Annotated in this window: 23 protein-coding genes and 1 pseudogene; 12 read left to right on the top strand and 12 right to left on the bottom strand. The window is 72.5% G+C overall.

Features of this window, described 5'->3' with window-relative positions:
• Window positions 1-45 precede the first annotated feature (45 nt).
• Together ACIRQH_RS15930 and ACIRQH_RS15925 are read right to left on the bottom strand one after the other, a co-directional pair.
• Window positions 46-1,542: a carotenoid oxygenase family protein gene (locus ACIRQH_RS15930; RefSeq protein WP_388872751.1), complete on the bottom strand. Its 1,497-nt coding sequence runs from the start codon at window positions 1,540-1,542 to the stop codon at window positions 46-48.
• Between the two features lie 97 nt (window positions 1,543-1,639).
• Window positions 1,640-2,533 carry a LysR family transcriptional regulator gene (locus ACIRQH_RS15925; RefSeq protein WP_358820285.1) on the bottom strand — a complete coding sequence of 298 codons (894 nt, stop codon included), beginning with the start codon at window positions 2,531-2,533 and terminating at the stop codon, window positions 1,640-1,642.
• A 185-nt stretch (window positions 2,534-2,718) separates the two neighbouring features.
• Here ACIRQH_RS15925 and mgrA point away from each other — a divergent pair, with 185 nt between their 5' ends.
• A complete protein-coding gene (gene mgrA / locus ACIRQH_RS15920) occupies window positions 2,719-3,711 on the top strand; it encodes an L-glyceraldehyde 3-phosphate reductase (RefSeq protein WP_358820286.1) in 993 nt (330 codons plus the stop codon).
• Between the two features lie 98 nt (window positions 3,712-3,809).
• Here mgrA and ACIRQH_RS15915 read toward each other — a convergent pair whose 3' ends face one another.
• Window positions 3,810-4,799: an oxidoreductase gene (locus tag ACIRQH_RS15915; RefSeq protein WP_404226239.1), complete on the bottom strand. Its 990-nt coding sequence runs from the start codon at window positions 4,797-4,799 to the stop codon at window positions 3,810-3,812.
• A gap of 109 nt (window positions 4,800-4,908) precedes the next feature.
• Between ACIRQH_RS15915 and ACIRQH_RS15910 the strand changes: the two genes are divergently transcribed.
• The gene (locus tag ACIRQH_RS15910) at window positions 4,909-5,868 is read left to right on the top strand and encodes an AraC family transcriptional regulator (protein ID WP_404226236.1); all 960 of its coding nucleotides are present in this window, start codon (window positions 4,909-4,911) and stop codon (window positions 5,866-5,868) included.
• Here the strand turns inward: ACIRQH_RS15910 and ACIRQH_RS15905 are convergent.
• Entirely contained in the window at window positions 5,858-6,145 is a 288-nt protein-coding gene (locus ACIRQH_RS15905; RefSeq protein ID WP_358820289.1) for a DUF1905 domain-containing protein, read from the bottom strand. The two genes, ACIRQH_RS15910 and ACIRQH_RS15905, sit on opposite strands and share 11 nt — an antisense overlap.
• Window positions 6,146-6,261: 116 nt before the next feature.
• Window positions 6,262-6,639, bottom strand: coding sequence for a nuclear transport factor 2 family protein (locus ACIRQH_RS15900; protein ID WP_355877559.1), 378 nt, complete (start codon window positions 6,637-6,639; stop codon window positions 6,262-6,264).
• A gap of 368 nt (window positions 6,640-7,007) precedes the next feature.
• Between ACIRQH_RS15900 and ACIRQH_RS15895 the strand changes: the two genes are divergently transcribed.
• The 4 genes from ACIRQH_RS15895 to ACIRQH_RS15880 all read left to right on the top strand — a co-directional run bounded on the left by ACIRQH_RS15895 (window position 7,008) and on the right by ACIRQH_RS15880 (window position 11,915).
• Window positions 7,008-7,418, top strand: a complete 411-nt coding sequence (locus ACIRQH_RS15895; protein WP_388873082.1) for a hypothetical protein — start codon at window positions 7,008-7,010, stop codon at window positions 7,416-7,418.
• Window positions 7,419-7,486: 68 nt separating this feature from the next.
• Window positions 7,487-9,829, top strand: coding sequence for an FHA domain-containing protein (locus ACIRQH_RS15890; RefSeq protein ID WP_404226233.1), 2,343 nt, complete (start codon window positions 7,487-7,489; stop codon window positions 9,827-9,829).
• A gap of 6 nt (window positions 9,830-9,835) precedes the next feature.
• Window positions 9,836-10,873: a hypothetical protein gene (locus ACIRQH_RS15885; RefSeq protein WP_404226230.1), complete on the top strand. Its 1,038-nt coding sequence runs from the start codon at window positions 9,836-9,838 to the stop codon at window positions 10,871-10,873.
• Window positions 10,874-10,907: 34 nt separating this feature from the next.
• Window positions 10,908-11,915, top strand: a complete 1,008-nt coding sequence (locus ACIRQH_RS15880; RefSeq protein WP_404226227.1) for a serine/threonine-protein kinase — start codon at window positions 10,908-10,910, stop codon at window positions 11,913-11,915.
• Between the two features lie 50 nt (window positions 11,916-11,965).
• On the opposite strand, the gene ACIRQH_RS15875 is transcribed toward ACIRQH_RS15880, so the two are convergent.
• A complete protein-coding gene (locus ACIRQH_RS15875; RefSeq protein ID WP_358820292.1) occupies window positions 11,966-13,258 on the bottom strand; it encodes a streptophobe family protein in 1,293 nt (430 codons plus the stop codon).
• Between the two features lie 173 nt (window positions 13,259-13,431).
• Here ACIRQH_RS15875 and ACIRQH_RS15870 point away from each other — a divergent pair, with 173 nt between their 5' ends.
• On the top strand, window positions 13,432-14,799 hold the full coding sequence (locus tag ACIRQH_RS15870) for a DUF6777 domain-containing protein (protein ID WP_404226224.1): 1,368 nt from the start codon (window positions 13,432-13,434) through the stop codon (window positions 14,797-14,799).
• A gap of 126 nt (window positions 14,800-14,925) precedes the next feature.
• Window positions 14,926-15,423 (top strand): helix-turn-helix transcriptional regulator, encoded by a 498-nt coding sequence (locus ACIRQH_RS15865; RefSeq protein ID WP_358820294.1) that lies wholly within the window; start codon window positions 14,926-14,928, stop codon window positions 15,421-15,423.
• Window positions 15,424-15,450: 27 nt separating this feature from the next.
• Here the strand turns inward: ACIRQH_RS15865 and ACIRQH_RS15860 are convergent, their stop codons facing one another.
• From ACIRQH_RS15860 to ACIRQH_RS15850, 3 genes are all read right to left on the bottom strand, one after another.
• Window positions 15,451-16,053 (bottom strand): ATP-dependent Clp protease proteolytic subunit, encoded by a 603-nt coding sequence (locus ACIRQH_RS15860; protein WP_358820295.1) that lies wholly within the window; start codon window positions 16,051-16,053, stop codon window positions 15,451-15,453.
• A 1-nt stretch (window position 16,054) separates the two neighbouring features.
• Complete coding sequence (locus ACIRQH_RS15855) at window positions 16,055-16,708, bottom strand: ATP-dependent Clp protease proteolytic subunit (protein ID WP_358820296.1); 654 nt, start codon at window positions 16,706-16,708, stop codon at window positions 16,055-16,057.
• Between the two features lie 173 nt (window positions 16,709-16,881).
• On the bottom strand, window positions 16,882-18,078 hold the full coding sequence (locus ACIRQH_RS15850) for an alpha/beta fold hydrolase (RefSeq protein WP_404226221.1): 1,197 nt from the start codon (window positions 18,076-18,078) through the stop codon (window positions 16,882-16,884).
• Between the two features lie 199 nt (window positions 18,079-18,277).
• Here ACIRQH_RS15850 and ACIRQH_RS15845 point away from each other — a divergent pair, with 199 nt between their 5' ends.
• A complete protein-coding gene (locus ACIRQH_RS15845) occupies window positions 18,278-18,760 on the top strand; it encodes a VOC family protein (protein WP_358820298.1) in 483 nt (160 codons plus the stop codon).
• 74 nt (window positions 18,761-18,834) lie between these two features.
• Here ACIRQH_RS15845 and ACIRQH_RS15840 read toward each other — a convergent pair.
• Together ACIRQH_RS15840 and ACIRQH_RS15835 are read right to left on the bottom strand one after the other, a co-directional pair.
• Window positions 18,835-20,622 (bottom strand): annotated as a pseudogene (locus ACIRQH_RS15840) (ABC transporter ATP-binding protein).
• A 444-nt stretch (window positions 20,623-21,066) separates the two neighbouring features.
• Window positions 21,067-22,083: a zinc-binding alcohol dehydrogenase family protein gene (locus ACIRQH_RS15835; RefSeq protein WP_388873079.1), complete on the bottom strand. Its 1,017-nt coding sequence runs from the start codon at window positions 22,081-22,083 to the stop codon at window positions 21,067-21,069.
• A 143-nt stretch (window positions 22,084-22,226) separates the two neighbouring features.
• Between ACIRQH_RS15835 and ACIRQH_RS15830 the strand changes: the two genes are divergently transcribed.
• The 3 genes from ACIRQH_RS15830 (at window position 22,227) to ACIRQH_RS15820 (ending at window position 24,881) form a co-directional block, all read left to right on the top strand.
• Window positions 22,227-23,024, top strand: a complete 798-nt coding sequence (locus ACIRQH_RS15830; protein ID WP_358820301.1) for a VOC family protein — start codon at window positions 22,227-22,229, stop codon at window positions 23,022-23,024.
• 111 nt (window positions 23,025-23,135) lie between these two features.
• On the top strand, window positions 23,136-24,134 hold the full coding sequence (locus tag ACIRQH_RS15825) for an ArsR/SmtB family transcription factor (protein WP_388872724.1): 999 nt from the start codon (window positions 23,136-23,138) through the stop codon (window positions 24,132-24,134).
• A gap of 39 nt (window positions 24,135-24,173) precedes the next feature.
• Window positions 24,174-24,881 (top strand): ribonuclease H, encoded by a 708-nt coding sequence (locus ACIRQH_RS15820; RefSeq protein WP_358820303.1) that lies wholly within the window; start codon window positions 24,174-24,176, stop codon window positions 24,879-24,881.
• A 10-nt stretch (window positions 24,882-24,891) separates the two neighbouring features.
• On the opposite strand, the gene ACIRQH_RS15815 is transcribed toward ACIRQH_RS15820, so the two are convergent.
• Window positions 24,892-25,716, bottom strand: coding sequence for a tyrosinase family protein (locus ACIRQH_RS15815; RefSeq protein WP_388872721.1), 825 nt, complete (start codon window positions 25,714-25,716; stop codon window positions 24,892-24,894).
• Window positions 25,717-25,737: the final 21 nt, after the last annotated feature.

Raw genomic sequence — 25,737 nt, 5'->3', positions numbered from 1 at the left:
GTCCGGGAGGACCGGGAGCCGTGGGGCACCCGGCCCTCCCGCCGTTCACGCGTCCGGGATCCAGCTCCCGTGGAAGCCGAGGGGCACACGGCCCGGCAGATGGATCCGGGCGAGCGGCTCGCCGGTGAAGTCCTGTGCGGCGAGCACGACCAGGTCGGCCGCCCCGCGCCCGGGATCGTGCACATAGGCGAGCGTGTAGCCGTCGTCCTCGGCGCCCGCGCCCTCCGCCGGGACGAAGACGGCCTCCCCGGCCGCGGCGCCCCGCGGCAGCCGGTGGACCTGCGTGCTCCCGCGCGGCAGGTCGTGCTTGATGAGGGCGTTCCCGAAGGCCCGGTCGGGCGGGTTGCCGTCCTCCGCGAGATACGCCAGCGTCATGTCGGCGGCCGCCGCCGTGTAGGCGTACCGGTGCCGTCGGGACACCAACTCCTCGCGGACGCGCGGGAATTCCTGGGGCCGGTCGTCGAGGACGCGGGTGCGGACACAGCCCTGGACCGGGTCGATCGTCCAGCGCCGGAGGGACGCGGTGCCCGCGTCGTAGGGCCCGTCGGTGCCGCGGCCCGCCACGAAGAAGGGCGCCGGATAGGTCGTCATGTCGACGACCACGGACGCGCCCTCGTCGTAGGCGTTCAGCGTGTGGGAGTAGAACACCGGGTCGGCCTCGAACCAGCGGACGGGGCCTCCGGCCCGGGGCAGCAGCCCGACCCGCATGGGGTGCCGGTCGTTCCAGACGTACGGCACGAGGTCGCCGCGCTCGGCGCCCGCGGGGTCGAAGGTGACCGGCAGGTCGAAGATCACCACGTACCTCTCGGTGAGCGCGAAGTCGTGCATCATCGGCGCGTCCGCCACCGGGATGCGGGTGGTCCGTACGACCCGGCCCGAGGGGTCGATCACGTGATGACGGACGTGGTCCCAGGCCGGGTAGTAGGCGATGGCGTGCAGTTCGCCGGCCGCCGCGTCGAACTTGGTGTGCGCCGTGAAGGCTCCCGTCAGGGTGCCGCGGAAGTCGTAGGGGCCCACGGTGTTCAGGTCGTGGTCGAGCTCGTACGGCAGGGGCCCGCTCTCCTGGAGCGCGAGGATCCGCCCGCGGTACGGGATCACATGGGTGTTGCAGGGGAAGTCGTCCGGCGGCACCGGGCCCGGGTACGGCTCGCCCAGCTTCCTGGCCACCTGGGAGGAGCGCACCCAGCGGTTGCGGTACCACTCGGCACGCCCCTCACGCAGCCGCACCCCGTGCACCATGCCGTCGCCGAGCATCCAGTGGTGGGCGAGCGGGTCCTCCAGGCCGAGGACGTTGGGGCCGTTGCGAAGGAAGCGGCCGTTGAGGTCACGCGGGATGCGTCCGGTGACCGGCAGGTCGAAGGCGGTCAGCTCCTCGGTCACCGGCTTGAACGCCCCTTCGAGGAAGGGATGGTGGCTCGGTCGCGACGCGGTCGCGGCCGAGCGTGTCGCCGCCGCCGCGGGGAGGCCCGCGCCGCCGACCATGCCGGCCGCCGCGGTGAGAGCCGCACCCCGCAGCACCGTCCGTCGTGTGTGATCCGTCATGTCCGCACTCCCGCCCGGCAGTTCGTGAAGGTCGTCCACGAGTCTGCTGCGGCGGCAGCGCCGGGTCAGGAGTGCTGGGGCCCGGACCGGGGTGGTGTCAGCCCCCCTGTCCGGGGGTGTCGAGAAGTGCCATGAGGGCGCGGGCTGCGGGGCTCGTGGCCTCCGGTGGCGGCAGCATGGCGACGGTCTCGTACGACGTCTCCGAGGTGCCCTTGAACGGCAGGGCGGTGAGGCCTTCGGCCTCGCGCTTGAGGCCGAAGTGGCGTGGCACGACGGCGACGCCGAGGCCCTCGTGGACGAGTTCCAGGAGGCTGTGCACGTCGTTGACCTCCAGGGCCACCGTCCGCTGCACACCGGCCGCCGCGAACGCCGCGTCCGTGGTGCGCCGTGGGCCCCAGTCCGGGTGGAAGTCCACGAAGTCCTCCCCGCCCAGTTCCTCGGGGGTCACCACGGCGGCGGTCGCGAGGCCGTGCTCCGGGTGGCACAGCACGGTCATCGGCTCGCTGGTCAGCGGCACGGACCGCAGCTGGTCGGAGTCGGCCCGGGTCCGCACCGCGAACGCCAGGTCGAGGCGGCCCGCCGCGACCTCCTCGGCCAGCGCCTCGGAACCCGCCTGGCGGAGCCGGATCTCGACGTCCGGGTGCCGCCGCCGGAACGCCGCGAGCAGGGTGGCGCAGTGCACGCCCGCGATGCACTGCTCGGTGCCCAGGGAGAGCGTGCCGCGCAGGACACCCTGCACGGCGGCCACGGCGTCGTGCGCCGAGCGGACCTGGGCGAGGATCCGCTCCGCCTCGACGAGCAGGGCCCGCCCGGCCTCCGTGAGGGTGACCCGGCGGGTGGTGCGCACGAACAGGGGCGCCTGGAGTTCGCGCTCCAGCGCGCGGATCGACGACGACAGACCCGACTGTGACACCATCAGCCGCTCGGCCGCCCGGGTGAAGTGCTGGTCCTCGGCGACGGCGACGAAGTGCTGTAGGTGGCGCAGTTCCATGGAGCACAAGGGTAGACGGCCGGGCGCAGCGGTCCAGGACCGATCCGGACCGGCCTCCCTGGGGCGTGAGCCGGACCCGATTCAGCGATGGGAGCGCTCAATCCCATCCGATCCTCCCGTTGGACCGATGCCCGGGGAGCACGCGAGAGTGGAGGCCAGTTTTCCCCGGCCCCCAGGAGCACGCGTTGTACACCCCCGACCCCGACCGTTACGCGGACATGCCCTACCGGCGCACCGGACGCAGCGGTCTGAAGCTTCCCGCGCTGTCGCTCGGCCTGTGGCACAACTTCGGCCCGGACCGGCCGGCGGAGACCCAGCGTGCGATCCTGCGCCGCGCCTTCGACCTGGGCGTCACCCACTTCGACCTGGCGAACAATTACGGCCCGCCGCCCGGAGCCGCCGAGTCCGCCCTCGGCGACGCGCTGAAGGCCGACTTCGCGCACCATCGCGACGAGCTGGTCGTCTCCACGAAGGCCGGCTACCTGATGTGGCCGGGCCCGTACGGCGAATGGGGCTCGCGCAAGTACGTGCTGTCCTCGCTCGACCAGAGCCTCGGCCGCCTCGGCCTGGACTACGTCGACATCTTCTACTCGCACCGCCCCGACCCGGAGACTCCCCTGGAGGAGACGATGGGCGCGCTGCACTCGGCGGTCCAGCAGGGCAAGGCGCTGTACGTCGGGGTCTCCAACTACTCGGCCGAGCAGACCCGGGAGGCCGCCCGCATCCTGGCCGAACTGGGCACCCCGCTGCTCATCCACCAGCCGCGCTACTCGATGCTCGACCGGCGTCCCGAGGACGAGGGCCTGCTGGACACGCTCGACGAACTGCAGGTGGGGTCCATCGCCTACTCGCCGCTGGAGCAGGGGCTGCTCACCGGCCGCTACCTCGACGGCATCCCCGAGGATTCGCGGGCCGCGAGCGACAGCCCGTTCCTGAGCGCGGACACGGTCACCGAGGAGCTCGTCGGCCGACTGCGCACCCTGAACGAGATCGCCGCCTCGCGCGGCCAGTCGCTGGCGCAGCTGGCCCTCGCCTGGGTGCTGCGCGGCGGCCGGGTGACCTCCGCCCTGATCGGCGCGAGCAGCCCGCGGCAGCTGGAGGACAGCGTCGCGGCCATCGGCAACCTGGAGTTCGGCGCCGACGAGCTCGCCCGGATCGACGAGGTGGTCAAGCGGTAGCACCCTGGGCCGGCCGAAGGGCCCCGGCCTTACGGTCCGGCCAGGTGCCAGGTGCCAGGTGCCAGGTGCCAGGTGCCGGGCCGTCGGGCCCTCGGGGTTCAGCGGGCCGTCAGGCGTTCGCTGAGATCCCAGAGCCGGGCGGCCTGCTCCGGGTCGACCGCGTACGCGAGGACGCCGGCCGGCGCCTTCTCGTCCCGCAGCCAGGCGTCCCGGTCCTCCGGCGGTACGAGCGGGCTGATGTCGCAGTTCTCGCAGTAGACCCCGCCCAGCCCGTCCAGCAGGGGACTGGTCGCGCACCACACGCTCGTCGCCGCGCCCTGCGGGACCGTCTTCAGCTGCCGGGCGGTGTCCCGTACGGGCGTGCCGTCCTCCTCGACGGCTCCGGCCGCCCGGAGCGCGTCCTCGGAGAGGTGCTTCGCCAGCCCGGTGTCGACGATGGTGCCGGGGTGCACGGCGAAGGCCCGTACGCCCTCCGCCCGGCCCCGCCGGTCCAGCTCGACGGCGAACAGGGCGTTGGCGGTCTTCGACCTGCCGTACGCGAGGAACGGCTCGTACGGGGTGTGCTCGAAGTTCGGGTCGTCGAGGTCGACGGGGGAGAACCGGTGGCCGCGCGAGGACACCACGACCACGCGGGCGCCGTCGGCGGCGAGCAGCGCCGGCCACAGCCGGGACACCAGCTGGAAGTGGCCCAGGTGGTTGGTCGCGAACTGCGCCTCGTACCCCCGGGCGTCCCGGGTCAGCGGCGTCGCCATGATCCCGGCGCTCGCCACGAGCAGGCGCAGGGGCCGTCCGGAGGCCAGGAATCCTTCCGCGAAGGCGTCCACCGACGCCGGGTCGATCAGGTCCATCGCCGCGACTTCGACCCCGTCGATCCCGTCCAGCGCGGCGGCGGCCCGCGCCGGATCCCGGGCCGGTACGACGACCTCGGCCCCCGCGGCACGCAGGACGCGGACCGTCTCCAGGCCGATGCCGGAGTAGCCGCCGGTGACGATCGCGACCCGGCCGGTCAGGTCGACGCCCGCGGCGACCTCCTCGGCGGTGGAGGCGGGGCCGAAACCGGAGTGCAGGGGCTGTTGTGCGGTGGTCATGGGATGTCTCCTCGCGTGGGCGTTCGCTGAGCCGTCCCGTCCACCGTAGATCCGTCGATCGGGACGATGAATGCTTGAGAGTCCGCAATACTTGCGCGATAGTTCAGGCATGTCTGCCGATCCCCTCTCCGACGCCCTGGCCGTGGCCGATGCCCGCTGTGTCTTCTCCGGCGGTTTCACGGCCGGAGGTGACTGGTCCATCCGGCTGAGGGGACGGGACAAGCTCAAGATCAACGCGGTCGTCCGCGGCAGCTGCCTGCTGGTCGCCGAGGACGGCGGCGAGGTTCTGCGGATCGACGCGGGCGACGTCGTCGTCACCGACGGACGGCGCTCGTACGTCCTGTGCAGCGATCCCGGACTGGAGCCGGTGCGGTCGGCCGACGTGGCCGTGGATCCCGGCAGTCGCATGGCGCACCTGGGCGAAGGCGACGACTTCGTCGCCGTCTCCGGCCACATCGACCTGAGCCGGGACAGCGGCGACCTGCTGCGCGCGGCCCTGCCGCCGCTGATGCGGCTGCGCGCGTCGGCGGCCGAGGCGCCTGTCCTGAGCTGGCTGATCGGGCAGCTCCTCGCGGAGATGACCGCGGGCCGGGCGGGCGCCGACTTCGCCGCGGACCAGCTGGCCCAGCTCGTCCTCGTCCAGGTGCTGCGGGTCTGCCTCGACGGCACGCCGGGTCTGCCGGCGGGCTGGCTGCGCGGACTGGCCGACGACGGCCTCGCCCCGTCCCTGCGTCTCATGCACGCCGATCCGGTACGCCCCTGGCAGCTGGAGGAACTCGCCCGCGCGGCGGCGATGTCCCGGACCACGTTCGCCCTGCGCTTCAAGGCGGCCGTCGGGGTGCCGCCCCTGACCTACCTGCTGAACTGGCGGATGGGACTGGCCGCGCGTGCCCTGCGGGAGGGCGGCACGCCCGTCGCGGCGCTCGCCCAGCAGGTCGGCTACACCTCCGAGAGCGCGTTCAGCAACGCCTTCAAGCGCACCACCGGCGTCGCCCCGCGCCGGTACCGGGACGCCGCCCGCGCGGCTGTCACCGGCGCGGACACCGTGGTCCCGGCCGCTACGCGGTGAGCCGCTCCTCGAGGCGCACGGTCACGGTGTCGCCCTCCTCCTTCCCGATCGCCCTGCGGACCTCGGCCTTGACCGGCAGCTTGTGGGTGCCGTCGCCGAGTGCCATGAACGAGCTGCGAAACGGCGTCCCGTCGATCGTGCCGCCGACCTTGACCAGTCCGCGGGTCCCGAAGAACGTCACGGACTCGGGCCAGACGACGTAGGTCCAGCCGCCCTTCTCGGGGCTCTTCCGCAGCACCGCAGTGAATTCCGCGTCGACCTTGCTCACCGTGCTCATGTGGTCCTCCCGGTCCGGTGGTCCTCTCTTCAAGAGACCACCGGAGCGGCGAGAACTCATCGCGAGAAGCCGCGCCGCCGCTGCCGGCCCCCGTTGCCGAGCAGCCGTACGGCGGCTCAGGCCGGTACGCGGTCCAGGAAACCGTGCACACTGCGGATCCGGTCCTCGGCGTCCAGGACCACGACGTCGAAGCCGGCGACGGGTGCCGAGCCGTCCGCCTCGGCGACCAGCTCCCAGCCGAAGCGCGCCGTGTCGTGGTGCCCGTCGACCGTGCCGAGCAGCCGGAACGCGAATCCCGGGAACTGCTCGTGCGCGGCGGCGATCACGGCCGCGATCTGCTCGTGCCCGCTGACGTCGGCGAGCGGGTCGGTGTAACGGCCGTCCGCGGTCCAGGCGGCGGCGACCGCCTTGGCCAGCGCGTCGGGTTCGCCGGTGTTCCAGGCCTCCAGGTAGCGGGTGACGGCGGTCTCGTAGCGGTCGGAGTTCGCGGACATGGTGAACCAGCCTCCAGCGGGGGACGTATCCATGGTCGGGATCCGCGTCCCGGGCCTTCGTGTCGCTCCGGGACGCGATGCGACCACCCTGCCGGGCGCCGGCCGGAGCGTCGATTACCCCGCGGGTAATGGCCCGCCCGCCCGCCGCCGTGCGGACCGGAAGAGTGCCGATGCCCTTTCGGCCAAGAGCCGCGCTGAATATGCCAAGAGACTGGCTGGAATCACATGGTGACAGAGTGTCAGTAGTGGCGATACTCAATTAACAGGGCGATTCAGCCACGCCCTCGCACCCTCACGGTGCACTGCACATGAGCCGCACTGAAAGCGAGGCCGGACCGGCGACGAGCGACGCCTATGGGGGAACGATCGTGCACGACGAATTCCTGTGCCACGTCACCGCGTACGGAGTGTGCGGAGGTCGGCGCGTCGGTGTACCCCTCGGCACCTATCGGGCCCCCACGCTGGCCCTCGCCCTGTGGTGGATGCGGGACCGGGCGGCCTGGATGGCCGAACGGCTCGACCCGCAGCCCGAGGACCCCACGTTCCCGCCCAACTCGATCGCCCCGGTGGGGGAAAGCGTCCCGGACGTCCCCACCATGCTGCGCGCCTGGTGCGGCGACACGTCCCAACAGGAGCTGGTGGCAGAGGAGTTGGCGGCAGGGAAGCTCGTCCGCGTCTCCACCAGCGACGACACCACCGAGTACGAACTGCTCGCCGAGTCGGTGGACGCGCTGCGCATGCACCGCACCGCCGCTGCGCTCGGCGTTTCCGCCGCCTGAGGCTCGGCGCGGTTCCGCCGGCCCGCGCAGATCAGGCGCAGATGTGGGCGAATAGCTAGAATTCAGGCATGGCAGAGAGGTCCGTCGCGGCGATCGCACCCCAGCTCGTCCTCGAAACCGAGACGGGCTCGACGGTCATGAGTCCGGGCCACGACTACCACGTCGGGCGCGATCCACTCTGCGAGGTCGTGATCGACGACGTCCGGGTCTCGTGGCACCACGCCGTGCTGCGCCCCGACTCCGGGCACTGGACGCTGGAGGACGAGAACAGTACGAACGGCACGTACGCCGACGGCCGGCGCATCCACGAATGGGGCGTCGGACCAGGCAGTGTCATCCGCTTCGGCAGTCCAGCCGACGGCCCGCGCGCCGTTCTCGTGGGCAGGCCGCCGCCCGTCGCCGAACGCCCCTCCGCCGTCTCCGTGCCCGCCGCCACCGGCACCTTCCGGCAGCCCACGACGGTGCGGCCACTGCCGTCCCGCACCGTCCGGATCGGCCGCGGCGGCGACAACGACCTCGTCGTCGACGACCTGATCGTCTCCCGGCACCACGCCGAGCTGCTGGCGAGCCCCGACGGGACGTACGAGATCGTCGACCTCGGCAGCCACAACGGCACGTTCCTCAACGGCCAGCCCGTCGCCCGCGCCCCGGTCACTCCGGGTGACATCGTGGGCATAGGGCACTCCGCTTTCTGTCTGGTCGGCGACGAGCTGCAGGAGTACGTCGACAGCGGCGAGGTCTCCCTCGACGTGCAGGACCTCACCGTCGAGGTGGACCGGGGCCGCAAGACGCTCCTGGACCAGGTGTCGTTTCCCGTCGGCGAGAAATGCCTCCTTGCGGTCGTCGGCCCGAGCGGCGCGGGCAAGTCGACCCTCCTGAACGCGCTCACCGGTCAGCGGCCCGCCGACCACGGCACCGTCCTCTACGACGGCCGCGACCTCTACCGCGACTACGCCGAACTGCGCCAGCGCATCGGCCTCGTCCCGCAGGACGACATCCTGCACGCCCAGCTCACCGTCCGACGTGCTCTCGGCTACGCCGCCGAACTGCGCTTCCCGCAGGACACGGCCAAGGCCGAACGCCGGGCGAGGGTCGACGAGGTGATCGGCGAACTGGGCCTGGAACAGCGGGTGGACCAGCCCATCCACAGTCTCTCGGGCGGCCAGCGCAAGCGCGTCAGCGTCGCCCTGGAACTCCTCACCAAGCCGTCCCTGCTCTTCCTCGACGAGCCGACCTCCGGCCTCGACCCCGGCATGGACCGCTCGGTGATGCACATGCTGCGCGGGCTCGCCGACGACGGCCGCACGGTCATCGTCGTCACCCACAGCGTGCTGAGCCTCGACGTCTGCGACCGTCTCCTGGTCCTCGCGCCCGGCGGCAAGGTCGCCTACTACGGCCCGCCGGACGACACCCTCGCCTTCTTCGGCTACCAGCAGTGGCCCGAGGCCTTCGAGGCCTTCGAGCGCGACACGGACCGGGACTGGGCGACGGAGTACCGGGACTCGCCGTTCCACAGCCAGTACATCGACAACTCCAGCTCGCAGCCGCGCCGCTCGGAGGACACCGGCGCCGCCGTGGTCGGGCCGCCGCCCAAGGCCCAGAGCTGGGGCTCCCAACTGCGCACCCTGGTCCGCCGCTACGCCGCGGCGCTCGGCGCCGACCGGACCTTCCTCGCCATCATGATCGCGCTGCCCTTCGTGATGGGCGCGATGGGGCGTGCCCTGGCCGGCGGCAAGCTGACCCAGGAGACGGCGATGAACGCGCTGCTCATCCTGTGCGTCGGCGGAGTCCTCACCGGCGCGGCCAACGCCGTACGCGAACTGGTCAAGGAACGCGTGATCTACCAGCGAGAACGGGCTGTCGGACTGTCCAGATCGGCGTACCTGATGTCCAAGGTCGTCGTCCTCGGCACCATCACCGTGCTCCAGGCCGTCGTGCTGACCCTCGTCGCCCTGTTCGGCGTCGACCTCAACGCGCCCGGCGGTAAAGGGGTTCTGATGCCCCCGCTGGTGGAGATCACCCTGGCCGTGGCCCTGCTCGCCTTCACCGCGATGATGCTGGGCCTCCTCGTCTCCGCCGTCGTGCGCAAGGAGGAGGTGACGATGCCACTGCTGGTGCTGCTCGCCATCGTCCAGGTGGTGTTCTGCGGAGCGCTCCTGAAACTGCACGGCGTGCCCGGCATCGAGCAGTTGGCCTGGCTGGTGCCCTCGCGATGGGCCCTGGGCGCGATGGCGGGGACCATCGGCCTCTCCCGTATCGTCCCCGGCGAGCTGACCGGCGACCCGCTGTTCAAGCACTCGGCGGGCGTCTGGCTGCTCAACATGGGCATGCTCGTCGTGCTCTCCGTCGTCTTCGGCTACCTGGTCGTCCGCCTGCTGCGGCGGCGCGAGCCCGCCGTCATGCGGAAGTAGGCGCCGATGACGAGCCCCGCCTTCCGCCCCACGCATGTCGTGCCGCAGGACGGGCTGTCCGCCTGGGAGACACCGGACACCTCCCGGCCCACCGTCCCGCTCGACGCGCTGCTTCCCGTCCAGCTCGTCGACCGGCTCGGCGACTGGGGGAGGGTCGTCTGCGCGAACGGGTGGTCCGCCTGGGTCGACGGGCGGCTGCTCATCGGCGTACCGCAGGTGCCGCCCGACGCGACCGGACCGCCCGCCCGCACGGCCGACCCGCGCCCGCTGCTGGCGCGGGTGGAGGAAGCGCTCACCGAGTACCGCAGGGTCGCCGAGGAACTGGCCGCCGGACAGGTCGACGGGGAGGCCTTCCGCGCCCGGACGCAGGGGCGGCGGATCGGTGTCGTCGTCGACGGCGAGTCGATGTGGCTGTACGACGGCGCGCACGAGCGGTGGGTGTTCTGCGACGGGGCACGGCTGAGCACGTTCGCGGCCGAACGCGCCCCGAGCACGTCGCCGCCCCAGCCGCCGGCGCGGGCCCGCGAGCCTCAGCGGCCCGAACCGGCGCGCGGCCCGGTCGGGGACCGGCAGCCACCCCGGAACAAGACGCCCGAGCGAGAGCGAGAGCAGGAGCGAGAGCGGAAAGGGGAACGGGAGTGGGAGCAGAACCAGGGCCAGGAACCTGAGCGGGAGCGGGCTGCGGGCGAGGAGCCCGGGCGACGGCGGGACGCGGGCCGGGAGACCGAGGTCGTGGGCCGGGAGCCCGAGCGGGAGCAGGATCGTGAGCGTGAGCGTGAGCGGGAGCGGGTTGCGGACGGGGAGCGGGCTGCGGGCGGGGAGCCCGGGCGACGGCGGGACGCGGGCCGGGAGACCGAGGTCGTGGGCCGGGAGCCCGAGCGGGAGCAGGATCGTGAGCGGGAGCCGGTTGCGGACGGGGAGCGGGAGCAGCGCCGGGTCCGCGAACGTGAGGAGGAGGAGACACGGGCGGTGCCGGACGCCGCACCGGGCGGGCACGAACCCACCCGCGTGGTCACCTTCGACGACGACCGGGGCCGGCCTTGATGGCCCGCGCCGGGCGCGGGGGCGGTGACGGCTGATGGACGACGAAGAGTCCCGGCGCGAGACCAGCCCGTTCGCGGGACGGCCGTCCGATCTGATCGGACGGCGCATCGCGGACTACCGCATCGAGCGGGAGATCGGCCGCGGCGGGATGGCCGTCGTCTACCAGGCGAAGGACCTGCGTCTGGACCGCACCGTCGCCCTCAAGCTCCTCGCCCCCGAACTCGCCCGCAACGACACCTTCCGCGGCCGGTTCACCCATGAGTCGCGCGTGGCCGCGGCGATCGACCATCCGCATATCGTGCCGGTCTTCGAGGCGGGCGAGACGGACGGCGTCCTGTACATCGCGATGCGCTACGTCGCGGGCCGCGACCTGCGTCATCTCCTCGACCGCGAGGGGCCGTTGTCCGTGACGGTGGCCGCCCGGATCGCGCTCCAGGTCGCCTCGGCGCTCGACGCGGCCCACGACCACGGACTCGTCCACCGGGACGTGAAACCGGGCAACATCCTGGTCGCCCAGGGCACCGACAGCGACCACCCCGAGCACGTCTACCTCACGGACTTCGGGTTGACGAAGAAGTCGCTGTCGCTGACCGGGTTCACCAGCGTGGGCCAGTTCGTCGGCACACTCGACTACGTGGCGCCGGAACAGATCTCCGGCAAGCCCGTCGACGGCCGCTGCGACGTCTACAGTCTCGGCTGCGTCGTCTACGAGACGATGGCCGGCCGGCCGCCGTTCCAGCGGGACGACGACATGGCGCTGTTGTGGGCCCACCAGTACGACCAGCCGCCGGCGCTGACGACGAAGCGTCCCGACATCCCGGTCGCGGTCGACTCCGTCCTCGCGAAGGCGCTGGCCAAGAGCCCCGACGACCGCTACGACTCCTGTCTCGGCTTCGTGAGCGCGCTGCGGATCGCCGCCCACGGCGACGCGACCGGTGAAGGCGTACGGCCGAGTGCGCGCGCGGGAGCCCCTTCCACGGGCGGCCCACCCGGGCCGCCTCCGGAACCGCCGGAGTGGGCCAGGCCGGTGTTCCACTCCTGACCCGTCCGCCACCCGTCCGGCGGCGGGACGACGGCGCACCCGCGCCGGTGTCAGCGGGGTGCGACCTCACCCCTGCGGCGGACCCGCTTGGCCAGGAGCGCGCCGAGGAAACCGGCGACGAGCCCCCACAGCACGGCGAATCCGAGGGCGCCCCAGACCTGGGCCTTCAGGAAGATCTCCCCGCTCAGGCCGCCGCCGATGTCACCGAGACCGAGGATCGACAGGCCGTAGTGCGCCGAGAGCCGGCCGAGGAGACAGATCATGAGGACGGTGAGCGCCAGCGCGACCGCCATGTGCACCGCGTGCTGCCAGGCGCGCATCCGGGCCGGTGAGCGGGCCGCCATCAGGAAGGCCGCACCGAGCAGCAGTACCGCGTCGACCACCACCAGCCACCAGACCCGGCCGTCGTGCTCGGCCAGGCTGTGCAGGTTGAGCGTGGAGACGTCCGGGGTGCGCAGCACCTCGTCGAGCACCCGCGGCATCGGCAGCCCGAACGGCCCGTCCACGCGCCCGTTCCAGGTGGCGCCCAGCCCGATGGTGAAGGCGAGCCAGACGAGGTTGGGCAGGCCGAGGAGCAGCACGGCGAACGTCTCGGACACATGACCGCGGGTCGCCGCGACCACCAGCCCGACGACCACGCCGATACCGACGCAGGTGAGCAGCAGGACGACCATGGCGTACGCGGCCGGGCGCACCGATTCCTGGAAGCGCAACAGGCGCGCGGGCAGCGGGGCGCCGCGCGACACGAGCAGGGCGATCACGAACACCCCCACCAGCCACAGCAGCCCGAACCCGACGGTCGGGCCCGTCTCCGCCTCGAAGCCGACCTTCGGTGTCGCGCCGAACAGGTCGCCGATCGCTCCGATGGTGCCGTCGCCGAGGGACACGGTGAAGTCCTGGCGGGCCGCGAGGGCGAGACCGACCAGGGCGAGCACCCACAGGAGGGCGATCCGCCCGGCCCATCCGGCCAGTTCCGTCGTTCCGGCGACGGCGCGGTGTCGCAGCGGCCGCAGGAATCCCGCCGCGAGGACGAGTGCTCCGACCAGGGTCACCGACAGCGGAATCACCGTCAGACCGGCCTTGGTGTCCGCGATCGCCCCGGCGTCTCCGGTGAACGCGATGGTGCCGCCGACCGCGGTCACGACCGTGGCCGCGATCACCCGCGGGTAGGCGTTGTCGGGAAGGTCGGTGGCGCCGGACGCCCACAGCCCGAGCGCGGCGACCACCCACATGCCGATCAGACCCGCCAGCACGGCCAAAAGGGCCTGGAGCCATCCGTGTCGGGCGGCCGGACGCGCGGCTCGGCGGTCGACTGGCTGGTCGGACGGCGTCTGGTGGCTCACGGTGCCACGCTAAGCAGCCGTGGCGGGCTCCGCCCCTCGGGAGGGCCGACCGCGTCAGCTTGCGGGTGCCACCGGACCGGAGCACACAATGGGTCCGTCGTGGAACAAGTAGGCGCACACCGGTGCATATCGCCTCGGCTCCGTGACGCCCCCTCCACTGGGAAGAGGAGCTCGTGAGCGTCGAACCGCCGTCCTCCGGCCGCCCCACCGGCCCGCCCTCGGGGCCGCTGTCGGGCCCCTCGCAGCCAGGTCCCTCCGAGCCGACACCCACTCAGCCCAGTGGCACCCCGCCGTCCGGACCACCCAGCGGCGCCTCCGGCGCGGGCGGCGGAGCGGGCGGTCCCGGATCCGGCGGACACGGGTCGGGCGACTCGGGAGCAGGCGGGCCGGGCGGTCCGTCCGGGCCCGGTGACGGATCGTCCGGCCCGGACGGCAAGGGCGGCGGACCCGGCCGGCCCTGGTGGAAGTCGGCGCCGCGGGTCGCGCTCATCACCGGCGTCGTGGCGGCGGCGGTGATCCTCGGCATCGTCTTCACCGGCAGCGACGGCGGCAGCGGCGGCGGAGGGACCGGGAAGACCGAGAACGCCGGCAACGAGGTCTTCCTGCAGGCCGCGGACAAGACGGGGCCCGACCCGTTCACCGAGTCGACCGCGAACGACAGTTCCACCGAACCACAGACCCCGACCGCCTCGGGCTCGTCGGAGCCCGCCAACGTGACCCGTGCCGTGAGCGGCTCCGCGCCCGGCCTCTACGGCGGTACCCGCAACGTCGCGAGCTGCGACGTGGAGAAGCAGATCAGCGTCCTCAAGGCGGACCCGGCGAAGAACAAGGCGTTCGCCTCCGTGGAGGGCATCCAGCCGTCCGCGGTCCCCGCGTACCTGCGCTCCCTGACCCCGGTACAGCTGCGGATGGACACCCGCGTCACCAACCACGGCTACCGTGCCGGGGCCCCCACCGGCTACCAGGCCGTCCTCCAAGCGGGGACGGCCGTCCTCGTGGACGCGCACGGGGTGCCCCGGGTGCGCTGCGCGTGCGGCAACCCGCTCCTCGCGCCGGTTCCGCAGAAGGGCACGCCGAAGCCGACCGGAGACACCTGGCCGGGCTACCGGCCGCAGAACGTCGTGGTCGTCGCGCCCTCGAAGACGGTCATCAACGTATTCGTCATCTTCGACCCCGAGAACAACGAGTGGATCGCCCGGCACAAGGGCGCCGACACGCACCGCGACGAGAAGACCCGTCCGCCGGAGAGCCCCTCCCCGTCGGTGAGCGAGTCGACGTCCGCGTCCCCGTGCGACGCGGGGGACTCGTGCCCGCCGTCGTCCGCGTCACCGGGCAGTTCGCCGCCTTCGTCGTCCCCGTCCTCGGAGGCCCCGAAGACCCCGTCCAGCGCGCCTCCCTCCACGGCGACGGAGTCCGCCCCGGCGTCCGGCTCGGCCTCCGACGACCTGAGGACCCACTCGTCGTCGGCCTCCTCGGACCTCTCGTCCTCCACCACGACCGGCGGTGCGCCGAAGTCGTCGGGCACCTTCCCGGAGCTCTGAGCGACGGCCCGCCACGGCGCCCCGAGCGGCTCGCACGCCCGCGGATGGCCCGACCCGACCGCCGGATTCACCGAGAGCGCAACGCCGATCCCTTCCCGTACGGCCCGGGGCTCCTAGGCTGGAGGGGTGAGCGACCACGTGCCGAACGAAGCCCGCGTCATCCCGCTGCGTCCGGCTCCGGCCAGGACCCCGAATCCGGCCGGAGCGGCGGGGTCCTCCCGCCACCCGGTCACGGCCGACGCCCCGGTCCGGACACCGCGGGAGCCCTGGCCGCTCCACGCGCCGGGGGCGGTCCCGGCGGGGCCGCCGGCCAAGGAGCCGCTCTGGCGCGACGTCGTCGGCGACGTCCTGCGCCGTGAGCGGCTCGCGCAGGAACGCACGCTCAAGGACGTGGCCGACGCGGCCCGCATCTCCATGCCCTATCTCTCGGAGCTGGAACGCGGTCGCAAGGAGGCCTCCTCCGAGGTCCTCGCCGCCGCCGCGCGCGCCCTCGGTCTCGGCCTCACCGACCTGCTGTCGCTGGCCCAGCGGGAGCTGACCCGCCGTCCGGCGTCCGGAGCCGTGTCCGGCCGGGGCCGCTCCGCCCCGACCTCCCGCTACGACGGCATGTGCATCGCCGCCTGACGTCCACGGCCCCGGGGCGGCCCGGGGTCAGATCAGCGCGAGCCGGCGGCTCAGCACCTCGTCCGCGAGCCCGTACTCCACCGCCTCGTGCGCCGTGAAGAACTTGTCGCGGTCCATGTCCGCGCGCAGGGTGGCGGGGTCGTGGTGCGTGTGGCGCGCCAGGACCTCCTCGACCTGCGAGCGGATCCGCAGCATCTCCTTGGCCTGAAGGCTGAGGTCGGACACCGTGCCCTGACGCCCGGCGCTCGCCGGCTGACCGAGCAGGACCCGCGCGTGCTCCAGCACGAACCGCCGTCCGGGATCGCCTCCGGCCAGCAGCACCGCGGCCGTCGAGGCGGCCTGCCCCACACAGAACGTGGAGATCGGCGCCTGCACGAACGTCATCGTGTCGTAGATCGCCATGAGCGAAGTGAACGAGCCGCCCGGTGAGTTGATGTAGATGGCGATCTCGCTCTCCGGGCTCGCCGACTCCAGATGGAGGAGCTGCGCGATGACGACGTTGGCGACGCCGTCGTCGATCTCCGTGCCGAGGAAGATGATCCGCTCGGACAGCAGCCGGCTGAACACGTCGTACGACCGCTCGCCCTGCGGGGTCCGCTCGACGACGTTCGGAATCGTGTACGTCCCCATGTCAGAGCCCCATCCGTCGTCGTGACGCGGCCGGGCGGACGTCCTCGAGCGACTCCACCACCCGGTCCACCATGCCGTACTCCCTGGCCTGTTCGGCCGTGAACCAGCGGTCGCGGTCGCCGTCCCGGGAGATCGTCTCCTCGCTCTGGCCGGTGTGCTGCGCGGTGATCCGCTCGACGGCCCGCTTGGTGAACTCCAGGTTCTGCGCCTGGATCTCGATGTCGGCGGTGGTGCCGCCGATGCCCGCGGAGGGCTGGTGCATCATGATTCGCGCGTTCGGCAGCGCGAAGCGCTTGCCGTGCGTCCCCACACTGAGCAGGAACTGCCCCATGCTGGCGGCGAATCCCATGGCGAGGGTGGAGACGTCGTTGGGGATGAGCCGCATGGTGTCGTAGATGGCGAGCCCCGCGGTCACCGAACCACCCGGGCTGTTGATGTACAGGGCGATGTCGGTGCGGGCGTCCTCCGCGGACAGCAGGAGGAGCTGGGCGCAGACCCGGTTCGCGGAGACCTCGTCGACCTGGGTGCCGAGGAAGACGATCCGCTGTGCCAGCAACTGCGCGGCCAGATGGTCGTCGAAGCGGGTGGCGGGGGTGTCGCCCTCCTCGGCCCGTGGGGCGAGGGCCGGGGACCGGCCGGTGACGATTGGCGTCATGGTTCCTCCTGGTCGTGGCGCGACGGGCTTCGCCGCTCACTCCACTCTTGACCCGCCCGCGCCGCCGGAGCCGCCTTCTCGGCCCACGGCAGATTCGCCCCTGGCAGAGCCGCACGGCACGACCCCCGAATCAGCCGGCCCGGTCCCCCGGCCGGGCGGCCGGGACCGACCGCTCAGGAGGTCGCGCTCAGCTCGCGGAAGAAGGCCCGGACGTCCGCGACGAGCAGGTCCGGCGCCTCCATCGCGGCGAAGTGGCCGCCCCGGTCGAACTCGGTCCAGCGGACGATCCGGTCGGTCCGCTCCGCGACGTGGCGCAGCGGGACGAAGTTCTCCTCGGGGAAGACGGCGAGGGCGGTCGGCGCGACCGACGGCTCGGGGGGCTTGCCCCAGTAGTCCGCGTGGGCCCGCTCGTAGTAGATCCGCGCGGACGAACCGGCCGTTCCGGTCAGCCAGTACAGCATCACGTCGGTGAGCAGCAGGTCCCGGTCCACGGCGTCCTCGGGGCGGTCCCCCGAGTCCGTCCACTGCCGGAACTTCTCCGCGATCCAGGCGAGTTGGCCGACCGGCGAGTCGGTGAGGGCGTAGGCGAGCGTCTGGGGCCGGGTCGCCTGGATCGCCGCGTAGCCGCCCTCCTCACGGTTCCAGGCCTGGCCCCGACGCCAGGAGACGAGCGTGCGCTCGCGCTCCTCGGGGCTCAGCGCGGCGAGTTCCCCGGCGGTCGGTTCCACGGTGGCGGACGAGCCGGGCAGCAGGTTGAGGTGGACGCCGATCAGCCGCTCCGGATGGGACCGCCCCAGTTCACGCGAGATCGCCCCGCCCCAGTCGCCGCCCTGCGCGCCGTAGCGCCGGTAGCCCAGGCGCTCCATGAGGGTGGCGAACGCGGCGGCGACCCGGGTGAACTCCCAGCCGGTGTCGCGGGTCGGCCCCGAGAGGCCGAATCCGGGAATGCTCGGCACGACCAGGTGGAAGGCGTCGGCCGGATCGCCGCCGTGTGCGCGGGGATCGGTCAACGGTCCGACGATGTCGGTGAATTCGACGATCGACCCCGGCCAGCCGTGCGTGACGATCAGCGGTGTCGCGTCGGGTTCCGGCGACCGGATGTGCGCGAAGTGCAGGCGGGCCCCGTCGATCTCGGTGGTGAACTGCGGCCAAGTGTTGAGACGCGCCTCGGCCGCGCGCCAGTCGTAGTCGTGCCGCCAGTACCGGACGAGCTCCTGGAGATAGTCCCTCGGAACTCCGTAGGCCCAGCCGACCCCGGGGAGTTCGTCGGGCCAGCGGGTGCGGTCGAGGCGTTGGTGCAGGTCGTCCAGGTCGCTCTGCGGGATGTCGAGACGGAACGGGCGGACGCCGGGGGTGTCGGTGAGGTTCATGTCCGCGGATGTTAACTCCGGCCGAGGCCCGCCGGGCAAGGGGTTTTCCCACGTCGGGAGCCCGATGACGGCATCGCCCGACGGTGGCGGCGGGCCGGCCGCGCGTAGCCCGGGTGAATGCGTGGCCGCGCGGCAGATGAGTTTTCGGACGAGGATCGGTCGACAGTAGTGACGACGTTTTCCGCCCGAGGAGGTACGCATGCCCGCCGACGGTTTCACCACGAGTCTGTGGTTCGACGGCCAGGCCGAGGAGGCCGCCCACTACTACGTCTCGGTCTTCAAGAACTCCGAACTCGGCAGGATCGGCCGCTACACCGAGGCGGGGCCGGGTCCCGCGGGTTCCGTCCTGGCCGCCGAGTTCGTGGCCAACGGCCAGAAGTTCGTCGCGATCAACGGCGGGCCCCAGTTCACGTTCGACGAGGCGATCTCCTTCCAGATCCACTGCGCCGACCAGCAGGAGGTCGACCACTACTGGAACAGGTTCGTCGGCGACGGCGGCGAGGCGGGCCCCTGCGGCTGGGTCAAGGACAAGTACGGCCTGTCCTGGCAGGTCGTCCCCGCCCGGCTCATCGACCTCATCGCCGACCCGGACCCGCAGAAGGCCGCCCGCACGACCCGGGCGATGCTCCAGATGTCGAAGCTGGACATGGCGGCCCTGGAGAAGGCGTACGCGGGGGAGTGACCGCGGCCCGCGGCCGAGCTGCAGCCGCGGCGGACCCGACCGGGGGCGCCGGTGGACGGCGCCCCCGGTGAGGGTCACGCGAGCTGTCCCGAGTGCAGCGCCGTGTACGCGCCGCCCCGCCGGATCAGCTCCTCGTGGGAGCCGACCTCCTGGATCGCCCCGTCGTCCATCACCACGATGCGGTCGGCGCCCTGGACGGTGGACAGGCGGTGCGCCACGACGAACGTGGTGCGGCCCCGTAGCAGCCGTGCCAGCGCCTGCTGGACGAGCGCCTCGGAGCGGGTGTCGAGGGCGGAGGTCGCCTCGTCGAGGATGAGGACCCGGGGATCACGGATCAGCGCCCGCGCGATGGCCAGCCGCTGCCGCTGTCCCCCGGACAACCGGGCGCCGTGCTCGCCCACCAGGGTGTCGAGGCCCTGCGGCAGCCGGTCCGTGAACTCCAGCGCGTTGGCGTCCCGCAGAGCCGCGCGCACCGCGTCGTCGCCGGCGTCGTCCATGCCGTAGGCGACGTTCTCGCGGACCGTGCCGTCGAAGAGGATCGACTCCTGCGGCACGACCGACACGAACCGCCGGTAGGTCCGCAGATCCAGGCCGGCCATGTCGGTGCCGTCGAGCAGCAGCCGGCCCGAGGTGGGACGGATGAACCCGATGACCAGGTTGAGCACCGTCGACTAGCCCGCCCCCGAGGCGCCCACCAGCGCGACGGTCTCCCCGGGAGCGACCGTGAGGGTGAAGTCCCGTACGGCGGGACGCCCTTCCTCGTGACCGTGACCCGGCCCCTCCGAATAGGTGTGGCCCACCCCCTCGAAAGCCACCGCGCCGCGTACCGAGACGACCTCCGACTTGCCCTCGTTGTCCTCCAGTTCGGGAGCCTGGAGCACCTCGCCGACCGAACGCACCGACTCCAGGCCCTTGGTGATGACCGGCGCCAGCCCCGCGAGGGTCGTCGTGGAGGTGGTGAGCGTGGTCAGGAAGGCGCTCAGCATCACCACGTCGCCGGGCGTGACACTCCAGTACCCGTAGTACGACACCAGCGCCGCGCCCGTCAGGAAGAGGACGCCGACGGCGTTCAGGAACACCCAGGCCAGCGACGCGAACCGGCCGTTGAGCAGGTCGAGGCGCAGACCGGAACTGAGCACCTGACGCAGGGTGCCGTCCACGCGGCGCAGCGCCTTCCCCTCCAGACCGTGGGCCCGGGTGACGGGTATCAGCCGGGTCATCTCCGTGACCCGCGAGGACAGATGCTCGACCTCGTGCCGGAAGTGCTCGTTCTGAGTGCGCAGTCGCGTCCGCAGCCGGGCCACCAGCAGGGCGGCGACCGGCACCACGCACAGGAAGACGGGCACGAACTCGGGTGTGCGCACGGCGATGACGACGAGACCGCCCGTGAGCACGGTGAGCGCGCCGAGTCCTGTCTCGGCGGTCTGCTGCACCATCTGTTCCACGGTCTCCACGTCGCGGATCACCTTGGCCTGGAGGACGCCCGCGCTGACCCGCGAGTGGTAGCCGATCGACAGCTGCTGCATCCGGGTGCACAGCGCCGAGCGCAGGTCCGTGCCCATGCGGCGCACGCTGCCGTAGAGCAGCCGCACGTACAGCAGATGCATCGGGATGTTGACCAGCAGGATGAACAGGATGCCCCCGGCGCTCGCCCAGATCCGGGTCACCTGCCCGTGCTGGACGACGGTGTCGATGATGGTCGCGGTGATCAGCGGCAGCAGCCACAGCGGGCTGTGTTTGACGGTGAAGACGAGGAACGCCGCCGCGAGCCGGGCGCGGTCGGCCCGGAACAGATAGGCGAGGGTGCGGATCGGGTGCTCGTCCCGGTAGCGGTGGTCGAGCGGTTTGTCGGACGACGCCATCGGCGGTGGTCCCCTCCAGTGGCCGGGTCAAGGAGCAAGCGCTCTCTCCCCAGACCGGCCATCCGGTACACCCGCGACCGGGTCCCGCGCCCGGACCCGTACCGCCGCTGTACGGGTGCTGCCGGCGCGGACCGCGGGCGAGGTTCAGCCCGGTGCCGGTGCCGGTGCCGGTGCCGGCGGGCGCGGGTGCGGGCCGCGAGGACGGCCACCTCGTCCTCCGTGCCGGGCGTCGAGCTTTCCGAGGACCGCGTCGACCAGCTCGCGGCGAGCTCCTCGCAGGTCGTGCGTTCGTCCAGCGTGGTGCCGATCGAGTCGACGGCGTCGTCCATGGCGTCGGACGGCACCGCGGCCCGCGCCGTGCCCTCACCGTCCAGGCCCGCCATCGCACCTCCGCCGCACCACACTCCGGCTCCATCCACGCCCGACGGCGGGACGCCCGCACGCTCAGCCGGGCGGCGCGGTGTCGTTCACCAGCACCGCCGCGCCGTCGAAGCGGCCCGCCTTCAGGTCCCGCAGCGCCTCCGGGGCACGCGACAGCGGATAGACGTGCGTCGTCGCCCGCACACCGTGCCGCGCGGCGAGCGAGAGGAACGCGCGGCCGTCCGCCCGCGTGTTGGAGGTGACGCTGCGCAGCTCCTTCTCGTAGAAGAGTTCGCTCTCGTAGCGCAGCGGCGGCACGTCGCTCAGGTGGATGCCCGCCACGGACAGGACACCGCCCCGGTCCAGCGCCCGCAGCGCGACCGGCACCAGGTCACCGGCCGGTGCGAAGAGGATCGCGCTGTCGAGGCGCTCGGGCGGCTCGTCGTACGCGCCGCCCGCCGACGCCGCGCCCAGCGCGAGCGCCAGCCGTCGCGCCGCGGGATCCCGCGTCAGGACGTGCACGTTGGCACCCTCGGCGAGCGCGAGCTGCGCGCAGAGGTGGGCGCTGCCTCCGAAGCCGTACAGCCCGAGCCGGCCACCCGGCGGCAGCGCGGCCCTGCGCAGCGCCCGGTACCCGATGATGCCCGCGCACAACAGCGGAGCCAGGGCCACGCCGTCGACGCCTTCGGGCAGCCGGTGGGCGAAGTCGGCCGGCACCGTCGTGTACTCCGCGTAGCCGCCGTCGACGTCCCAGCCGGTGTACTCGGACGCCGGGCAGAGGTTCTCGGCGCCGCGGACGCAGTACGCGCAGGTGCCGTCCGTGCGCCGCAGCCAGGCGACGCCCACCCGGTCGCCGGGCGCGAAGCCGCGGGCCCCGGGACCCGTTCCCGCCACCACGCCGACGACCTCGTGGCCCGGTGTCACGCCGGGTCGGTGCACGGGCAGGTCGCCCTCGGCGATGTGCAGATCGGTGCGGCACACCCCGCAGGCACTCACCCGCACCAGGAGTTCGCCCGGCCCCGGCACCGGCACCGGCTTCTCCACCAGCCGCAGCGGCTCGCCCTCGACCGGCCCCGGCCGGGCCACTTCCCACGCCCGCATCATCGCGCACCCCGTCCCGTCGACGACCTCGACCGCCCCTCCGTCCAGTCTCGTGCAGCGACCGCCGCTCGGCGCGCGACCCGGGCGAAGCCTGGCTAGCGTGAACAACGGAACCGTCCACCGAACCGGAGAAGGTACTGGTCATGGCCGTACAGCCTGAAGGAACGCCCTGCTGGGCGGACGCGATGTTCAGCGATGTCGAGGGGGCCAAGAGTTTCTACGGTGACGTGCTCGGCTGGACGTTCGGCGAGGCGTCCTCGGAGTACGGCAATTACACGCAGGCCTTCTCCGACGGCAAGGCGGTGGCCGCCGTCGTGCCGCCGATGCCCGGGCAGGAGGGCCAGTCCGCCTGGTGCCTGTACCTCGCCTCCCCGGACGCGGCCGCGACCGCCGAGAAGATCAAGGCCAACGGCGGCGAGGTGCTCATGGAGCCGATGCAGGTCGGTGACTTCGGCACCATGACGCTGGCCCGTGACCCCAGCGGTGCCGCGTTCGGTGTCTGGCAGGCGGGCGTGCACGAGGGCTTCGAGAAGATCGGTGAGCCCGGCGCGTACGCCTGGGCCGAGGTCTTCACCCGCGACCCCGGCAAGTCGGACCCGTTCTTCCCCGCGGTCTTCCCCTTCGCCGCCCAGCAGGTCGAGGACGACAACGTCGACTTCCGGGTCTTCAGCCTCGACGGGAACCCCGTCCTCGGCCGGATGACGATGACGGACGACTTCCCGCCCGAGGTGCCGCCGTACGTCAACGTGTACTTCGGCGTCGACAACTGCGACGAGGCGGTGGCCCGGGCGACCGCGCGCGGCGGTGTCCTGCGGTTCGGTCCCATGGACAGCCCGTTCGGCCGGTTCGCGGCGATCAGCGACCCGCAGGGCGCGTCGTTCTCCGTGATCGACATGTCCACGACCCAGGGTGAGATGCCCGGGATGACGGACGTGTCCTGACGCCTTGGCGCGCGTGGGCAACCACACGCATGCGGTAATCGTCCCTCCTTGTGACCGTGCCGCCCCCGGGTGGCCGGACCCCCCACCAGGACGGCGAGCGAAAGAGACCGCATGCTGCGCATCCACTTCACCTCGCAGGACCTGCAGAACGTGCGCGTCGCCCGGCAGCCGGATCCCCTGTGGGAACTGGTCTGCAGCGTCTGCCGGCTGGAGACCGGGCAGGGACCGCTGGACTTCGGGCACTGGCGGCGCGCGGCCCGCGACCGCCTCGCCACGGACGCTCTCGCGGGCCGTGCGCTGCGCCCCTTACGGACCCTGATCCCGGCGGCCGGATACATCCCGGACTTCCTGACCCCGCCGGTCACCGGCGGGGGACTGCCGGCCGGTCTCGACGCGTTGCGCAGGACCCCCCGCCACCGGCTGACCCGGGACCTGACCCGGCTGGCCGACTCCCGTCCGCTGCCGTCCTGGACGACCTCGCTCGGGCGCCCCGGCGGCGACACCCTCACGTCCCTCGCCGCGGCGCTCTCCGCCTACTTCCGGACGCTCGTCGAACCGTACTGGCCGCACATCCGCACAGCGGTCGGCAACGATGTCGAGCTGCGCTCCCGGACCGTCCTGGACGGCGGCACACAGGCGCTGCTGGAGGGGCTGCGTCCGATGGCCCGCTGGCGGGCCCCGGTCCTCGAAGTGGACTATCCCACCGAACGCGACCTGTACCTGGAGGGGCGCGGACTGCTTCTCGTCCCCTCGTTCTTCTGCTGGCGCCGCCCGACGGCGCTGGCCGACCCCGGCCTCGATCCGGTGCTGGTCTACCCGGTGGAGAAGGCCCCGCTGACCGTCGCGCGGAACGCGGAGGGCGGCGTCGAACGCCTGCTGGGCCGCACCCGGACCGCCGTCCTGACGGAGGTCGCCCTCGGCGGCTCCCGCACCACCTCCGACGTGGCCCAGGCCGTGGGGATCGCGATGCCCAGCGTCAGCTACCAGATCGGTGTCCTGCGCGACGGGGGGCTCGTGGCCAGTCACCGCGACGGGAAGTACGTGCTGCACAGGGCCACCCCGCTCGGCCTGCGGCTGCTGGCCGGCGCGGGCCACGCGGTGCTGCCGTGAGCCCGCTCCCCGTGCGCGGGCGCACCGTCCGGGCGTGGCATGATCGGGGCCATGCCTGAACGTGTTGTGGCCGCCTGTGACGGGGCCTCGAAGGGAAACCCGGGACCTGCCGCATGGGCCTGGGTCGTCGCCGACGGGGACGAGACCCCGACCCGCTGGGAGGCGGGCCCACTCGGCACGGCCACCAACAACGTCGCCGAACTGACGGCGCTGGAACGCCTGTTGACGGCGATCGCGCCCGATGTCCCGCTGGAGATCCGAATGGACTCCCAGTACGCGATGAAGGCCGTCACGACCTGGCTGCCCGGGTGGAAGCGCAAGGGCTGGAAGACGGCTGCGGGCAAGCCCGTCGCCAACCAGGAACTCGTCGCCCGCATCGACGAACTCCTCACCGGCCGCAGCGTGGAGTTCCGCTACGTCCCCGCCCACCAGGTCGACGGCGACCGGCTGAACGACTTCGCCGACCGCGCAGCCAGCCAGGCCGCCGTCGCGCAGCAGCCCGCGGGAAGCGACCTCGGGTCCGCGGAGCCGCCGGCGTCGCCCGACACCCCCGCCTCCTCCGCGCCGGCCCGCCGCAGGACCGCCGCCAAGACGCCCCGGCAGGGCGCGCCGGCCCGCACCCTCAAGGCGAAGTTCCCGGGCCGCTGCGTCTGCGGGCGTTCGTACGCGGCGGGCGAGACCATCGCGAAGAACGGCCAGGGCTGGGGTCACCCCGAGTGCCGCGCCGAGGCGTCCAGCAACGCCTGACGGCCCGGGGTCAGTCCGTGTCGAACGTGTAGAAGGCCGCGTGGTCCAGCAGGTCCGAGGGCCGCACGTCGTTCCACGGCTTCATCGTCTCGTCCAGGTCGACGACGTTCGGTGTGCCCCCGACCGGCAGATAGCCGGAGCCCGGGTGCCGGCGCTGCCACTGCGCCCACAACTTGTCAATGTAGGCGTGGTGGAGCCAGAACACCGGGTCGTTCGGGGAGACTCCGGTCCCCATCTGCCCGCCCACCCAGACGTGCACCCGGTTGTGCAGATTGACGCCCCGCCACCCCTCCAGGTGATTGCGGAAGCCGTCCGAGGCGCTGTTCCAGGGCGCCATGTCGTACGTCGCCATCGACAGTACGGACTCGACCTCGGCGCGGGTGGGCAGTTCACGCACTCCGGCACCCAGGGACCTGCGCAGATAGGTCCGGGTGTCGACGCGCACGCTGACCGGCCAGTTGCCCGCCGAGGCGGCGAACGGGCCGTCCGTCACCCGGCCGTCGAGGCTGCGCCCGGTGCCGCCGAGGAAGTCGGGCGCCCACAGCGAGGAGCGCGCGGTGCGGTCGGCGGTCCAGTCCCAGTAGGGCAGCGTCACCGAGGCGTCCACGGACTGAAGGGCCCGCTCGAACTCCAGAAGGAATCTGCGGTGCCAGGGCAGGAACGACGGTGAACGGTGGCCCGTGCGCTCGCCGTTGTCGGTGTCGCCGAGGATGAAGGCGTTGTGGGTCGTGACGAAGGCGTCGTACCGGCCACTGCGCTTGAGCTGGACCAGAGCGTCGACGAAACGACGCTTCTCGTCCGTGGTCAGGCTCGCCTGGTTCTTGCGTACGGTCATGTGCGGAACTCCACGATCTGC

The organism is Streptomyces sp. NPDC102279, assembly GCF_044766365.1.
Classification (GTDB): Bacteria; Actinomycetota; Actinomycetes; order Streptomycetales; family Streptomycetaceae; genus Streptomyces.
This window is presented reverse-complemented; position numbering and strand designations above follow the sequence as displayed.